Origin of the sequence: Microbacterium sp. M (genome assembly GCF_045181065.1) — a bacterium.
Classification (GTDB): domain Bacteria; phylum Actinomycetota; class Actinomycetes; order Actinomycetales; family Microbacteriaceae; genus Microbacterium.
Genome location: NZ_CP173721.1, coordinates 2,150,318 through 2,164,353, shown reverse-complemented (window position 1 = coordinate 2,164,353; position 14,036 = coordinate 2,150,318). Strand labels below are relative to the sequence as shown.

The 14,036-nt window shown below is 68.3% G+C and carries 14 protein-coding genes; 13 read left to right on the top strand and 1 reads right to left on the bottom strand.

Features of this window, described 5'->3' with window-relative positions; genetic code table 11:
• Positions 1 to 200 precede the first annotated feature (200 nt).
• Genes lepA through hemW form a run of 3 tightly spaced genes read left to right on the top strand, consistent with a single transcriptional unit; the run spans position 201 to position 3,996 of the window.
• Positions 201 to 2,054, top strand: coding sequence for a translation elongation factor 4 (lepA, locus tag ACI7YT_RS10470; protein WP_406245473.1), 1,854 nt, complete (start codon positions 201 to 203; stop codon positions 2,052 to 2,054).
• Between the two features lie 53 nt (positions 2,055 to 2,107).
• Entirely contained in the window at positions 2,108 to 2,761 is a 654-nt protein-coding gene (locus ACI7YT_RS10465) for a DUF1990 family protein (RefSeq protein WP_406245472.1), read from the top strand.
• Positions 2,761 to 3,996, top strand: coding sequence for a radical SAM family heme chaperone HemW (hemW, locus tag ACI7YT_RS10460; RefSeq protein WP_406245471.1), 1,236 nt, complete (start codon positions 2,761 to 2,763; stop codon positions 3,994 to 3,996). The genes ACI7YT_RS10465 and hemW overlap by 1 nt, the downstream gene beginning before the upstream one ends.
• On the opposite strand, the gene ACI7YT_RS10455 is transcribed toward hemW, so the two are convergent.
• Positions 3,986 to 5,410, bottom strand: coding sequence for a carboxylesterase/lipase family protein (locus tag ACI7YT_RS10455; protein ID WP_406245470.1), 1,425 nt, complete (start codon positions 5,408 to 5,410; stop codon positions 3,986 to 3,988). The genes hemW and ACI7YT_RS10455 overlap by 11 nt on opposite strands.
• Positions 5,411 to 5,521: 111 nt before the next feature.
• On the opposite strand from ACI7YT_RS10455, the gene hrcA reads away from it, so the two are divergent.
• The 10 genes from hrcA (at position 5,522) to ACI7YT_RS10405 (ending at position 14,020) form a co-directional block, all read left to right on the top strand.
• Positions 5,522 to 6,550 carry a heat-inducible transcriptional repressor HrcA gene (gene hrcA, locus ACI7YT_RS10450; protein WP_406245469.1) on the top strand — a complete coding sequence of 343 codons (1,029 nt, stop codon included), beginning with the start codon at positions 5,522 to 5,524 and terminating at the stop codon, positions 6,548 to 6,550.
• Between the two features lie 2 nt (positions 6,551 to 6,552).
• Positions 6,553 to 7,665, top strand: coding sequence for a molecular chaperone DnaJ (gene dnaJ, locus ACI7YT_RS10445; RefSeq protein WP_406245468.1), 1,113 nt, complete (start codon positions 6,553 to 6,555; stop codon positions 7,663 to 7,665).
• Between the two features lie 3 nt (positions 7,666 to 7,668).
• On the top strand, positions 7,669 to 8,397 hold the full coding sequence (locus tag ACI7YT_RS10440; RefSeq protein ID WP_406245467.1) for a 16S rRNA (uracil(1498)-N(3))-methyltransferase: 729 nt from the start codon (positions 7,669 to 7,671) through the stop codon (positions 8,395 to 8,397).
• 81 nt (positions 8,398 to 8,478) lie between these two features.
• Entirely contained in the window at positions 8,479 to 8,826 is a 348-nt protein-coding gene (locus ACI7YT_RS10435; protein WP_406245466.1) for an HIT domain-containing protein, read from the top strand.
• Between the two features lie 70 nt (positions 8,827 to 8,896).
• Entirely contained in the window at positions 8,897 to 9,922 is a 1,026-nt protein-coding gene (locus ACI7YT_RS10430; protein WP_406250568.1) for a PhoH family protein, read from the top strand.
• Complete coding sequence (ybeY, locus tag ACI7YT_RS10425; protein ID WP_406245465.1) at positions 9,919 to 10,377, top strand: rRNA maturation RNase YbeY; 459 nt, start codon at positions 9,919 to 9,921, stop codon at positions 10,375 to 10,377. Before ACI7YT_RS10430 ends, ybeY begins: the two co-directional genes overlap by 4 nt.
• Positions 10,374 to 11,651: a hemolysin family protein gene (locus tag ACI7YT_RS10420; RefSeq protein ID WP_406245464.1), complete on the top strand. Its 1,278-nt coding sequence runs from the start codon at positions 10,374 to 10,376 to the stop codon at positions 11,649 to 11,651. Before ybeY ends, ACI7YT_RS10420 begins: the two co-directional genes overlap by 4 nt.
• Positions 11,644 to 12,540, top strand: coding sequence for a GTPase Era (era, locus tag ACI7YT_RS10415; protein WP_406245463.1), 897 nt, complete (start codon positions 11,644 to 11,646; stop codon positions 12,538 to 12,540). Before ACI7YT_RS10420 ends, era begins: the two co-directional genes overlap by 8 nt.
• The gene (locus tag ACI7YT_RS10410) at positions 12,498 to 13,046 is read left to right on the top strand and encodes an RNA polymerase sigma factor (protein ID WP_406245462.1); all 549 of its coding nucleotides are present in this window, start codon (positions 12,498 to 12,500) and stop codon (positions 13,044 to 13,046) included. Before era ends, ACI7YT_RS10410 begins: the two co-directional genes overlap by 43 nt.
• Positions 13,046 to 14,020: a hypothetical protein gene (locus ACI7YT_RS10405; RefSeq protein WP_406245461.1), complete on the top strand. Its 975-nt coding sequence runs from the start codon at positions 13,046 to 13,048 to the stop codon at positions 14,018 to 14,020. Before ACI7YT_RS10410 ends, ACI7YT_RS10405 begins: the two co-directional genes overlap by 1 nt.
• Positions 14,021 to 14,036: the final 16 nt, after the last annotated feature.

The following is a 14,036-nucleotide window of genomic DNA, read 5'->3' as shown; positions in this document are numbered from 1 at the left end:
TTCCGACGCAACGCTGGGTCGGGATGATAGTCAAGCACCATCCGCGGTCTTGCGCGATGCAACACCGTTACGTGTCTGTTACGGAGTCGTATCGCCTGTGGAACTCAGTGTCACTGAGCGAGCCAAGGCAACTTCGCGAGACTATCACTGGTTTCCACGAATCGGGGATTAGGGACGGCTCACCGTAGAATCGTCGGGACATGTCACCACGCGCTCTCACTCCTCTCTCGCCGGCCGCGACGCCGCCCGCGCAGATCCGGAATTTCTGCATCATCGCCCACATCGATCACGGCAAGTCGACGCTCGCCGACCGGATGCTGCAGATCACCGGCGTCGTCTCCGACCGCGACATGCGCGCGCAGTATCTGGATCGGATGGACATCGAGCGCGAGCGCGGCATCACGATCAAGAGCCAGGCCGTCCGGATGCCGTGGCAGATCGACGGCGACACCTTCGCCCTCAACATGATCGACACGCCAGGCCACGTCGACTTCACCTACGAGGTGTCGCGATCGTTGGCCGCTTGCGAGGGAGCGATCCTCCTCGTCGACGCCGCCCAGGGCATCGAGGCCCAGACGCTGGCGAACCTCTACCTCGCGCTCGAGAACGACCTGCACATCATCCCGGTGCTGAACAAGATCGATCTTCCTGCGGCCGATCCGGAGAAGTACGCCAAGGAGCTCGCCTCGCTGATCGGCGGCAAGCCGGAGGACGTGCTGCGCGTCTCGGGCAAGACGGGCGTCGGCGTCGAGGAGCTCCTCGACCGACTGGTGCAGGAGATCCCGGCGCCGAAGGGCGACGCGGACGCTCCGGCGCGCGCGATGATCTTCGACTCCGTCTACGACGCCTATCGCGGTGTCGTCACTTATGTGCGCATGATCGACGGCAGCCTGAGCCCGCGCGAGCGGATCCAGATGATGTCCACAGGCGCGACCCACGAAGCGCTCGAAGTCGGAGTCTCCAGCCCCGAGCCGGTGCCATCGAAGGGACTGGGCGTCGGCGAGGTCGGCTACCTGATCACCGGAGTGAAGGACGTCCGACTGTCGAAGGTCGGCGACACCATCACCACGGCGCGCAAGCCGTCGACCCAGGCCCTGCCCGGTTACACCGACCCGAAGCCGATGGTGTTCTCCGGCATCTATCCGATCGACGGCAGCGACTACGCCGAGCTGCGTGAAGCGCTCGACAAGCTCAAACTGTCCGACGCCTCTTTGCAGTACGAGCCCGAGACGTCGGTGGCGCTCGGATTCGGGTTCCGCTGCGGATTCCTCGGACTCCTGCACCTCGAGATCATCACCGAACGCCTCGAACGTGAGTTCGGCCTCGACCTCATCACGACGGCGCCGAGCGTGATCTACGAAGTGCTGACGAGCGACACGGGCGAGACCGTGACCGTCACGAACCCCAGCGAGTACCCCGACGGCCGCATCGGCTCGGTGTCCGAACCTGTGGTCAAGACGGCGATCCTGCTGCCGAAGGACTACGTCGGCACGGTCATGGAGCTCTGCCAGTCGCGCCGCGGCACGCTGCTCGGCATGGAGTACTTCTCCGAGGAGCGCGTGGAGCTGCGGTACAACATGCCGCTCGGCGAGATCGTGTTCGACTTCTTCGATCAGCTCAAGTCGAAGACGCAGGGGTACGCCTCGCTGGACTACGAGCCCGCCGGCCAGCAGGAAGCGGATCTGGTCAAGGTCGACATCCTGCTGCAGGGCGAGAAGGTCGACGCCTTCAGCTCGATCGTGCACCGCGAGAAGGCGTACGCGTACGGCACGATGATGGCCGAGCGCCTGCGCAAGCTCATCCCTCGCCAGCAGTTCGAAGTGCCGATCCAGGCGGCGATCGGTGCACGCATCATCGCCCGCGAGACCATCCGAGCGATCCGCAAGGACGTCCTCGCCAAGTGCTACGGCGGTGACATCACCCGCAAGCGCAAGCTCCTCGAGAAGCAGAAGGAGGGCAAGAAGCGCATGAAGATGGTCGGCCGGGTCGAGGTCCCCCAGGAGGCGTTCATCGCTGCGCTTTCCGGCGACGTCGACGGCAAGGACAAGAAGTAGTCGGGTCCGCGGGTCAGAGGACCCTCCCAGACAGGATGGGTAGGCTGGAGAACATGCGGCGCGGTACCTTCCGAGACGACACGGTGGACTATGCGGCCGTGGGGGCGACGCACGCCCCCGACCTCATGCAGTATCCACCCGAGCACAGCATCCCCGCGGAGCAGTCCTGGCGGATCGGCAGCGGGGTCGAGCGATTCCGTACAGCCGGCGACGCCCTGCTGTCGTGGACGGCGCAGCGCGCGGCCGGGCTCTCGGTCGAGGACGTGCGGCCGGCATCCGGACCCTCCTATGCGGGTGTCAGCTTCGATGCCGAGGGCAACGCGATCGCTCCCAGCCGCCGCGACGTCGAGCAGCGGTTCGATTCGGAAGGCCTGCCGTACGCGGGCGCAGGCATGACGCTGCACCTTCGCGGACGCGTCGCAGGCATGCGCGCCGACGCCGAGCTGCGCGTGATCTCGGTGACCGAGGACGCCAGGCGGGTCGGATTCGTACTGGGCACCGTCGGCGGTTCCGTCGTGCGCGGCGAGGAGTCCTTCGACATCGAGTGGCGCGAGGACAACGACGAGGTCTGGTTCACGGTGCGCGCGTTCGATGCGCCCAACGGCTTGCTGTATCGCACGCTTCCCGGGCTGGTGAAGCGCCGTCGTCGTGAGCTCTTCGCGCGGTATCTGCGGGCGATCTCGCCGCTGTACGCGACGCCGCTCTGATGGCCGGACCCCTTCCGCTGGGGGAACCGGCGCCCGTGGACGGCCGGCTGCCCTCCGATCTGGTGATCGATGCCTCGACGTCGTTCTCCGCGTATCTGCACGTGCCGTTCTGCCGCGTCCGCTGCGGATACTGCGACTTCAACACGTACACCTCGAATGAGCTGCGGGGCGCCAAGCAGGAGGACTACGCCTCGACGCTGATCACCGAGATCGAACTCGCGCGCCGCGTTCTCTCCGATGCCGGCGAGCTGCGCCCGATGGACACGGTCTTCTTCGGCGGCGGCACACCGACGCTGCTGCCCGCCGGCGACCTGGCGCGGATGCTGACCGCGGCGACGGATGCATTCGGCCTGCGTGAGGGGGCCGAGGTCACGGTCGAGGCGAACCCCGACACGGTGACTCCCGCCGTGGCGCAGACGCTGGCCGCCGCCGGAGTCACCCGCCTCTCGATCGGGATGCAGTCCGCCGTGCCTCACGTGCTCGCCGCCCTCGACCGCACGCATGAGCCTGCGAACGTGCAGACCGCCGTCGAGGCGGCGCGCGGCGCAGGGCTGGCCGTCAGCGTGGACCTGATCTACGGTGCGCCGGGAGAGTCGCTCGACGACTGGAGGGCATCGCTGGATGCTGCGCTCGCGCTCGACCCTGATCACATCTCGGCGTACGCGCTCATCATCGAGGACGGCACGAAGCTGGCGCGCCAGATCCGTCGTGGTGAGGTTCCGGAACCGTCGGACGATCTGCAGGCCGACATGTACGAACTCGCGGATCGCGTTCTCGCCGAGGCCGGATTCGAGTGGTACGAGGTGAGCAACTGGTCCCGTCCTTCACGCGTGTCGGGGACGGCGGACAACCGGTCGCGCCATAACCTCGCGTACTGGCGCGGCACGGACTGGTGGGGGTTCGGCCCGGGAGCGCACAGCCACGTGGCGGGTCTGCGGTGGTGGAACGTCAAGCATCCTGCGGCCTACGCCCAGCGGCTCGCCGGCGGTGAGTCGCCGGCCGCAGGCACCGAGCGCCCGGATGACGAATCCCGGATGCTCGAGCGGGTGCTGCTGCTGAGCCGGATCCGGGAGGGCCTCGTCATCGCAGAGCTTCCGGAGGCGAACCGCACGCGGGTCGCGGGCCTGATCGCCTCCGGGCTCGTCGATGCGGGTGCTGCACTCGGCGGTCGCGTGCAACTGACGCTGAAGGGGCGCCTGCTCGCCGATGCGGTCGTGCGAGAGCTCACCGACTGATCGGCAGCAGATCCAGCGGTTCCTGTCGACGCTGAGGGACATCGATGATCCGAGTGTCGTACAAGCGGGTGAGCCGGCGCTCGTCGAACGCGGGCCAACCGGGGTCGCCCGTTGCGATGAAGCGGACCCAGTCCGCGTTCATCTCCGCCGCGAGGGATGCCGGAGCATCCGGACCGGAGAGCCGCTGCGACTCGGCATCCGTCAGCGTGTCGAAGACGAAGCCGAGCTCGAGCGCATGCGCAGCTCGGAGATCGCGGGCCGGACTCTGCCAGGCGAATTCGTAGACGAACGTCGGCGACGGCTTGGCGGCCGCGACGAACGTCGCGGGGGAGCGGAGGATGACGTCCGTCGCCACCTGACCGAAGATCTCGCCGGTGGCCGCGACGGGCCACGCCTTCCGATACGCACGCACCGCACGGGCGGGGATCCGCAGGGCCAGGCGGGCCGCGAGCAGCGTGAACGCCGTCACTCCGGCGAGTGCCTGCGGGGTGAACCAGAGGCGGTACTCGTCCGTGTTGGTGCCGATGAGCAGCGGGGTCTCGATGGTCGGAAGGACGTCGTGGGGCGAACGCGGCAGCGACTCCTCGTCGATCACGAGCTGGAAGCCGGGTGCGCCGCCCATCGGCGTGCTTCCCGCCGATTGCTTCCGTCGCGCGTCGAGCAGAGCTGAAGGTGAGACGGCTGAGAACGCTGCGCCGGACGCGCGGATGCCGAGATGCTCGGCGAGCTGGGCTGTCACGCGTCCGGCCTTCTTCGCGGACTGCGCCTGGAGGGGGCCCGACTGGATGATGGCGCGGGCGATCAGGGCCCGGGAATCGTCGCGGGCGAGAAGCCCGGAGACGAGTGTGCCGCCGGCGGATTCACCCATCACGGTGATGCGGGCGGGGTCACCGCCGAAGGCGGAGATCTCCCGGTGCACCCACTCCAGTCCGGCCGCGACGTCGCGCAGACCGAGGTTGCGGGGGACGCCGTCGAGGACCGAGAAGCCCTCGGAGCCGAGACGGTAGCCGATCGAGGCGAAGACGATGCCGGCCCTGGCGAAGGCGGTTCCGTCGTATCCGGGCAGGGCGGGGGTGCCGCGCTCCAGTGCGCCGCCGTGGATCCACAGCACGACGGGCGCGTTCGCGGCACCCGATGGCGTCCAGACGTTCGCCGCCAGAATGTCGTCGCCGGGGATCTCTACGCTGCCGAGGAGCTCGCCGATCGCACCCGGGTACGGCAGCTGCGGGGCGGTCGCTGCGAACGCGGTGGCGTCGCGGACGCCGTCCCACTGCGCCGGCGGGCGGGGCTCGCGGAAGCGGTTCTCGCCGAAGGGCGGTGCGGCGTACGGGATGCCGAGAAATCGGCGGATCCCGGCATCCGCTTCGCCTCGCAGAGTGCCGGTGGAGATCGTGACCTGGGGCTGCGCGCTCATATCCAGCATCGTATGGGCGCGCCCTATCCGCGAGATGAACGCGGCCGGGCCCGCCCGGCGGGTAGAATTGGCACTCTGAAGCGGTGAGTGCCAGCGGGAGGGAGACGGGTCATGGTCAGTGAGCGCGGTCTGCAGGTCCTTCGTGCGATCGTCCAGGACTACGTCGCGACCCACGAGCCGGTGGGCAGCAAGTCGATCGTCGATCGCTACTCGTTCGGCGTCTCGGCGGCCACCATCCGCAACGACATGGCGCTGCTCGAGGACGAGGAGCTCATCACGGCGCCGCACACGTCTTCCGGCCGTGTTCCGACGGACAAGGGCTACCGGGTCTTCGTCAATCACCTCGCACAGCTGCGACCGCTCTCGACGGCGCAGCGCAGTGCGATCGAGATGTTCCTCGCGGATCCCGCCGATCTCGACGATCTCATGGCGCGCACCGTTCGCGTGCTCACCCAGCTCACCGGACAGGTCGCGCTGGCGCAGTACCCGTCGTTCGCGCGTGCGCATCTCACGCATCTCGAACTCGTCGCGCTCGCGCCGAACCGGTTGCTCGTCGTGCTCGTCACCGATGCCGGCGGGGTCTCCCAGCGGATCGCGGGCTTGCCGGTCGACCTGGATGAGGCCGAGGTCGCCGTGCTGCGTGCCCGGCTGTCGGCGTCCATCACCGGACGGGCTGTGAGCGAGGCGCGCGAACTGGTCGGCGCGCTGGCTGCGGCGGTGAAGCCCGGCCGTTCGGAGATCGCGCAGCGCGTGCTGGCGGGAGTGATCGCCGAGGAGCTGGACGAGTTCCGTCAGGAGAAGCTCGTCATGGCAGGAGCGGCGACGCTGGCGCGACGCGAACAGGACTTCCGGGGCAGCATCCATCCGCTTCTCGAGGCGATCGAGGAGCAGGTGACGCTGTTGCGGCTGATGAGCGAGATGGTGACCGACGAGCAGGGACTCGCGGCCAGCATCGGAACCGAGAACGAGCCGTTCGGTCTGGGCGAGGCCTCGATCGTGGCCAGCAACTACGCCACCCCTGGTGGGATGGCGCGGGTCGGCGTGATGGGTCCGACCCGGATGGATTATCCGAGCAATCTGGCGGCAGCGCGGGCAGTGGCCCGTTACCTGTCCCGGCTGCTCGACGAAGACGAGAGGTGACTGTGGCGGACCACTATGAGGTCCTCGGGGTGGCGCGCGACGCCTCCCAGGACGAGATCAAGAAGGCGTACCGTCGTCTCGCACGGCAGCTGCACCCGGATGTGAATCCCGGTGATGACGCCTCGGAGCGGTTCAAGCTCGTCACGCACGCGTACGACGTGCTGAGCGATGAGGAGTCGCGACGCCGCTACGACATGGGCGGCGACGAGAACGGCGGATTCGGAGCGGGTGGCTTCGGCGGGTTCGGGGACATCTTCGAGACCTTCTTCGGCGGGGCGGGCGGCGGACGCAGCGCGCGGCCCCGATCGCGGCGGGAACGGGGACAGGACGCCCTGGTGCGAGTGAACCTCGACCTCGGCGACGTGGTCTTCGGCGCCCATCGCGACATCGAGGTCGACACCGCGGTGCTCTGCGAGACGTGTCAAGGATCCTGCTGCCAGGAGGGCACGTCGCCCGTGACCTGCGACATCTGCGGCGGCTCCGGTCATGTGCAGCGCCAGGTGCGCAGCCTCCTCGGAAACGTGGTGACATCTCAGCCCTGCGGGACGTGCGAGGGCTACGGGACGACGATTCCCTACCCGTGTGCGACCTGCGGTGGTCAGGGCCGCGTCCGGTCGCGTCGGACGGTGTCGCTCGACATCCCGGCCGGCGTCGAGACGGGGCTGCGCCTTCAGCTGCCCGGCTCCGGGGAGGTCGGCAAGGCCGGTGGCCCGAACGGCGATCTGTACGTCGAGGTGACCGTCGCGTCCCACCCGACCTTCAGTCGCGAGGGCGACGATCTGCTGGCGACGCTCGAAGTCGCGATGACGGATGCCGTCCTTGGCACCGAGACGACGATCGACGGACTCGACGGGCCGGTGGAACTGGAGATCCGTCCCGGCGTGCAGTCCGGCGATGTGCTGACCATCAAGGGGCGTGGGATCACGCCGTTGCGGGGGACCCAGCGCGGAGACCTGCGGGTAGGGGTGCAGGTTCTCACTCCCACCAAGCTGGATTCGGCCCAGCGCCGACTGATCGAGGACTTCGCGAAGAAGGCCAAGGCCCCCGAGCCCCAGCTCGCGCAGTTCCAGCAGGGTCTGTTCTCCAAGTTGCGCGACCGGTTCCGCGGGCACTGAGTCATGGCGCTGCATTTCGTCGTCGAGTCCGCATCGGATGCCGGTGAGGGAAGCATCGTCACGCTCACCGGAGCCGAGGCGAAGCACGCCGCCGTCGTCCGGCGGGTGCGCGTCGGCGAGGCGGTGACGATCGGCGACGGCGCCGGCGTGTGGCTGGAAGGCGAAGCCGTCGACGTGTCCGCGTCGCGCGTCGATGTGCGGGTGATGCGCCGGGTCGTGCGGGAACGGCCGTCGCCGCGCCTCGTGCTCGTCCAGGCGCTTGCGAAAGGCGATCGGGACGAACTCGCCGTGCAGGCGTCGTGCGAGCTCGGCGTCGACGAGATCGTGCCGTGGCAGGCGGCGCGCAGCATCTCGCGCTGGGAGGGCCCGAAGGCCGTCAAGGGACGCGAGCGCTGGGCGTCGATCGTGCGGGAGGCCGCCAAGCAGGCGCACCGCGCATGGGTTCCCGAGGTCTCGTCGGTGAGCTCGACTGCGCAGGTGATCGCGCGCGCAGCTGAGCAGCGCGTGCTCGTGCTCGACCCCACCGCAGACGATCGTCTTTCTGCTGTCGAGCCCGACGGGCGCGATCTCGTGCTCGTCGTCGGACCCGAGGGCGGCATCAGTGCGGACGAGCTCGAGCGGTTGGCGTCAGCAGGCGCCGAGCGCGTGCGACTGGGGGATACGGTGCTGCGCACCTCGACCGCGGGGCCCGCTGCGATCGCCGTGCTGTCGGCTCGCCTCGGGCGCTGGTGACCCGCACGGCGGACTCCGGGTGCGTCGCCCGCAGGTCGCCCTGACGCCCGGCCGGCGTGCCCCGGCGGATAGACTGAGCGCATGACGTCGCCCTCGATCTTCACGCGCATCCTCAACGGGGACATCCCGGGTGAGATCCTGCTCGACACCGATCGGGTGTTCGCGATCCGCGACATCAATCCGCAGGCGCCGCTGCACGCGCTCGTGATCCCCAAGACCGAGCAGTTCCGCGACGTGACCGAGCTCGCTGACGGCGACCCGGCGCTGCTCGCGGAGATCATCGCGGCGGCCAAGCAGCTCGCCGACGAGCACGCGAACGGCGAATACCGGTTGATCTTCAACAACGGCGCAAGCGCGGGGCAGTCCGTTTTCCACGTGCACGCACACGTGCTCGGCAACATCGAAGAAGGCGACCTCGTTGGCCTCTGACGACACGAACGACGACCTCAACGCCACAGCAGACGGCGCCACAGAGCGCATCTATGCCGATGGCGTCGCCATGGTGCAATTGCTCGGTCCGCAGGATCGGCTGCTCCGGATGCTCGAGAAGGAGCACCCGCAGGTGCAGGTGCTCGTGCGGGGCAACGAGATCACCCTGACCGGCGATGCAACCCGCGTCGCCGCGGCCAAATCCCTCGTCGAGGAGCTGCTCACCATGACCAGGCAAGGACACGACCTCGCGCCCAGCGATGTCACCAGTTCAGCGCGCATGCTCCGCCAGGAGGGCGGACCGCGCCCGAGCGAGGTGCTCGGCGAGGCGATCCTGTCCACGCGGGGCAAGGTGATCCGGCCCAAGACGCTCGGCCAGAAGGAATACGTCGACGCCATCGAGGAGAACACGATCGTCTTCGGCATCGGCCCGGCCGGTACCGGCAAGACTTACCTGGCGATGGCGAAGGCCGTCCAGGCGCTGCAGCGCAAGGAAGTCGCGCGCATCATCCTGACCCGCCCAGCGGTCGAGGCGGGCGAGCGGCTCGGTTTCCTGCCCGGCACGCTGACGGACAAGATCGACCCGTACCTGCGTCCCCTGTACGACGCGCTCAACGAGATGATGGACCCCGAGATCGTGCCGCGCCTCATGGCGACGGGGACGATCGAGGTGGCACCGCTTGCCTATATGCGCGGCCGGACACTCAACGACTCCTTCGTCGTGCTGGACGAGGCGCAGAACACCACCCCTGAGCAGATGAAGATGTTCCTGACCCGTCTCGGATTCGGGACGAAGATGGTCGTCACCGGTGACATCACCCAGGTGGATCTGCCCCAGGGCGCCTCGGGGCTGCGACTGGTCACACGCGTTCTCAAGGAGATCGACGACATCCACTTCTCGCGGCTCACCAGCGACGACGTCGTGCGCCACTCGCTGGTCGGGCGCATCGTCGACGCTTACAGCGAGTACGACGAGCAGCGCACGGCCGCCAAGGTGGAGCGCGACCAGGCGCACGAGTTCGCGAACCGCGCCGAGCGACGAACGGGTCTGCGACCCGGACCCAGGGACCGGATGCCGAAGCGAGGACTGTCATGATCGAGATCAACAACGAGTCGGCCATCGTGGTCGACGAGACCGTGCTGCAGCGTCTCACCGACTTCAACCTGGCTCAACTGCACGTCAGTCCGGATGCCGAGGTCGCGATCGTGCTCGTGGACGAGGGGGCGATGGAGGCCCTGCACGTGCAGTGGATGGACGAACCAGGCCCCACGGACGTCCTGAGCTTCCCGATGGACGAGCTGCGCCCCGGTACCGAGGACCGCCCGACCGCACCCGGTCTCCTCGGCGACATCGTGCTGTGCCCGCAGGTGGCAGAGACCCAGGCGCAGGCCGCGGGGCACACGCTGATGGACGAGTTGATCCTGCTCACCACGCACGGGCTGCTGCACCTGCTCGGATTCGACCACGCGGAACCCGACGAGGAGCGTGAGATGTTCGGGCTTCAGAAGGAGCTGATCGTCGGGTTCGCCCGCTCTGAACGCGGCCGATGACCGAGACTCTGCTGCTGATCGCGGCTGTCCTGCTGGTCGCCTTCGGCGGTCTCATGTCGGCGATCGATGCGGCGTTCGGCGTCACATCGCGGTCGGACCTGGAGGAGCTGGGCGAGCAGGGCCGCAACGCGGCCTCGTTGCGCCTGATCGCCGAGGACCCCGACGTGCACGTCAACGCGGTCGCGTTCATCCGCGTGCTCGCCGAGACGACCGCCGCGGTCCTCGTGACCGTCGCCTTCACGAATCTCATCGGCAACATCTGGTGGGCGATGCTCGCCGCGGCCGTCCTGATGACCGGCATCACCTTCGTCCTCGTCGGCGCGAGCCCTCGTTCGGTCGGCCGACACAGGGCACCAGGACTGCTGCGTGCCTGTGCACCCATCGTGCGCGGGCTGCGGATCATCCTCGGACCGCTTGCACAGGGGCTCGTCGCCCTCGGCAACCGGGTCGCACCCGGTGCCGGTCGCAGCTCGTTCACCAGTGAGGACCAGCTGCTGAGCATGGTCGACGAGGCCGCATCGAACGACCTCATCGAAGAGGACGACCGCGACCTCATCCACTCCGTCTTCGACTTCACCGATCAGTTCGTGCGCGCCGTCATGGTGCCGCGGACCGAGATGCTGGCCGTGGATGCCGCGGCCACCACGAGCGACGCGATGGAGCTGTTCCTCAGCCGCGGCGTCTCGCGGATGCCGGTCGTGGATGACGACGCGGACGATGTCGTCGGCGTGCTGTACCTGAAGGACCTCGTCCAGTTCGCGTATCGCGACGAGAACGCGTGGCGCGGTGTCCCGGTGCGTCCGATCGCGCGGCCGGCGACCTTCGTCCCTGAGTCGATGCGCGCGGAGACCCTGCTGCAGCAGATGAAGCGCGACGCGGTCCACGTGTGCATCGTGATCGACGAGCACGGCGGGATCTCAGGGCTCGTGACGCTGGAGGATCTCATCGAAGAGCTCGTCGGCGAGATCGCCGACGAGTACGACCACGGCCCCGCCGAGGTCGTGGCGCTCGGCGATGGGCGGTATCGTGTGAGCGCACGCCTTCCGCTCGAAGACGTCGGCGATCTGTTCGGCATCGAACTCGAAGACGAGGACGTCGACTCGATCGGCGGCCTGCTCGGCAAGGCGCTCGGCCAGATCCCGCAGCCGGGTGCGACGGCGGTGCTGGGCGGTCTCGTCCTGACCGGCGGCGCATCACGAGGGCGCGGGCGTGGAATCGCGACCGTGTTCGTGGAGCGCGCTGCGGAACCCGATGAAGGAGACAACGATGACTGACCACTCCCGGAGCGGATTCGCGACCTTCGTCGGGCGTCCGAACGTGGGCAAGTCCACGCTCACCAACGCCCTGGTGGGGGAGAAGATCGCCATCACCAGTGAGAAGCCTCAGACGACGAGGCGCGCGATCCGCGGCATCCTCAATCGTCCGGACGGCCAGCTGGTCATCGTCGACACCCCCGGTATCCACAAGCCGCGCACGCTGCTCGGCGAGCGTCTCAACGACCTCGTCGAGCAGGTGCTCGGCGACGTCGACGTCATCGGCTTCTGCGTGCCGGCCACGGAGAAGGTCGGGCCGGGCGACCGGCGCATCGCCGCGTCGCTGGACGGGTACCCGCGCGCGAAGAAGATCGCGATCGTGACGAAGACGGATGCCGCGAGTCGCGACGAGATCACGGCGCGCCTCATGGAGGTCGATGCACTGCGCGAGGACTGGGATGCCGTGATCCCGCTGTCGGCCTTCACCCACGAGCAGTTGGACGTCCTCGCGGACGAGATCCTGCAGCTCATGCCCGAGGGGCCGGCACTGTATCCCGAGGGCGTCACGACGGACGAGTCGACCGACGATCGCATCGCGGAGATCATCCGCGAGGCGGCGCTGGAAGGCGTTCGCGACGAGCTGCCGCACTCCATCGCCGTGGTCGTCGACGACATCGCCCGTCGGGCGGACAGCGACCTGACGGATGTGCACGCGCAGATCGTCGTCGAGAGGGACAGCCAGAAGGCGATCATCATCGGGCACAAGGGTTCGCGTCTCAAGGACGTCGGTGCTCGGTCACGCGGGGCGATCGAAGAGCTGCTCGGTACGAGGGTCTTCCTCGGCCTGCACGTCAAGGTCGCGAAGGAATGGCAGCGCGACCCGAAACAGCTGGGACGGCTGGGATTCTGAGCACCCGGTCGGAGCAGCGTCAGGCGGAGAAGCGCCGCGTCTTCGATCGGCTCTTCTCCGAATACTGGTTGCCCGTCACGCGGCACGTCGAGTGCTACCTCGACGTGGATGCCGAGGTGTACGAGGTCGTGGCGGAGGTCTTCCAACTCGCTTGGGAGCGTCTGCGCGTGGCACGGCCCGGCGGTCTCACCTGGTTGCTGCGCATCGCGGAAGGCGTTCTGCGCGAGCGACGCCGTCGCGGTGATGTTCGCGAGCCCGTTCTGGAGGCCGTGCAGAAGAATGTCGTGACCAATCAGGTCGAAGGGAGTACTCTCGACCGTCGGGACGTCCTCCACGCGATGGCGCAGTTGAGTGAGCGCGAGCGCAGGGTCGTCGTCCTGATGTATTGGGACGGTCTCTCCGTCGGAGAGACCGGAGAAGTCATGCGCAGCCGGCCGGGGGCGGTGCGCGCCACGCTTCGGCGGGCGCGGGACACGCTGCGCGATGCACTGGAGGGTGAGTCGTAGTGGTGACAGTGCTGGACGACGACGCGTTGACGCGTCTGCTGATCGACGCGAATCCGGCGAGGACGCCGAGAGACACCGTGCTCGACGCATCGGCGATCAGGATGCGTGAGCGCATCATCAGGACAGGACCGCGTCCGCAGCACCGCGAGCCGCGTCGGACGGCGCGGGTCGCGTGGGCATCCGCGCTCACGGCGACAGCCGCGGCCGGCGTGGTCGTGTTCGGGCTGGTGACACCGGCCGGGCAGGCCGTGGCGGTGACGCCGGAGCCGCTCACCTTCACGGTGGCGGGCAGCACGCAGCAGGTGGTGGAGCGGGCGACTGCTCTCCTCGCCGATGGTTCTGGGCCCGCCGACCCTCAGCGGTCGGTGGAATCCGCGATCTGGGCGCTGGCGGTCGATGTCGACGCGCAGCAGATGGCCGTCGTCCCGCAGTTCTCCTCCCTGACCTGGCACGAGGACCTCTCCGGTCGACTCGTCACGGTCGCCGGAGAGTCGTACTGGCCCGGTGATGCACCGGACGAATCCGCCGAGGCGGTCCCGGGCGACGAGGTTCTGTTCGATCTCGAGATGGCGCCGGGTGAGTTCGGCACGCCGGTCGTCGAGCCGCCGGGTGACAGCGCAGCCGACGTGCTCGCGATGCTCACGGCCTACGGGATGCCCGCGGATCCGGACGCCTCGCAGCTCGTCGATTCCGTGGTGACGGCACTCGATCAGTGGACGCTCACCGACGCGCAGCATGCGGTCCTGCTCGAGATGCTCGATGCCGAGGACGGCGTGAGCGTGCTCGGCGAGAGCACGGATCGCCTCGGGCGTCCGGTGTACGCTCTGAGCGTGCCGGCTTCGGCGGACGGAACGGATGAGACGGTTCTGATCAGTACGGAGTCCGGCCGAATCGTGGGGGTCGAGTCCGAGCAGGGCTCGGCGGACGGCATCATCCCGGAGGGCGCCGTCGTCATGTACGACCTGTGGTTCTGAGACTGAGGAGTTCTCG

Coding starts and splice junctions, on each gene's coding strand:
- ACI7YT_RS10440 (WP_406245467.1), top strand. CDS start 7,669: ATGGCGCTGCATTTCGTCGTCGAGTCCGCATCGGATGCCGGTGAGGGA.
- ACI7YT_RS10420 (WP_406245464.1), top strand. CDS start 10,374: ATGACCGAGACTCTGCTGCTGATCGCGGCTGTCCTGCTGGTCGCCTTC.
- ACI7YT_RS10435 (WP_406245466.1), top strand. CDS start 8,479: ATGACGTCGCCCTCGATCTTCACGCGCATCCTCAACGGGGACATCCCG.
- ACI7YT_RS10410 (WP_406245462.1), top strand. CDS start 12,498: ATGGCAGCGCGACCCGAAACAGCTGGGACGGCTGGGATTCTGAGCACC.
- ACI7YT_RS10455 (WP_406245470.1), bottom strand. CDS start 5,410: ATGAGCGCGCAGCCCCAGGTCACGATCTCCACCGGCACTCTGCGAGGC.
- ACI7YT_RS10430 (WP_406250568.1), top strand. CDS start 8,897: ATGGTGCAATTGCTCGGTCCGCAGGATCGGCTGCTCCGGATGCTCGAG.
- hemW (WP_406245471.1), top strand. CDS start 2,761: ATGGCCGGACCCCTTCCGCTGGGGGAACCGGCGCCCGTGGACGGCCGG.
- era (WP_406245463.1), top strand. CDS start 11,644: ATGACTGACCACTCCCGGAGCGGATTCGCGACCTTCGTCGGGCGTCCG.
- lepA (WP_406245473.1), top strand. CDS start 201: ATGTCACCACGCGCTCTCACTCCTCTCTCGCCGGCCGCGACGCCGCCC.
- ybeY (WP_406245465.1), top strand. CDS start 9,919: ATGATCGAGATCAACAACGAGTCGGCCATCGTGGTCGACGAGACCGTG.
- ACI7YT_RS10465 (WP_406245472.1), top strand. CDS start 2,108: ATGCGGCGCGGTACCTTCCGAGACGACACGGTGGACTATGCGGCCGTG.
- hrcA (WP_406245469.1), top strand. CDS start 5,522: ATGGTCAGTGAGCGCGGTCTGCAGGTCCTTCGTGCGATCGTCCAGGAC.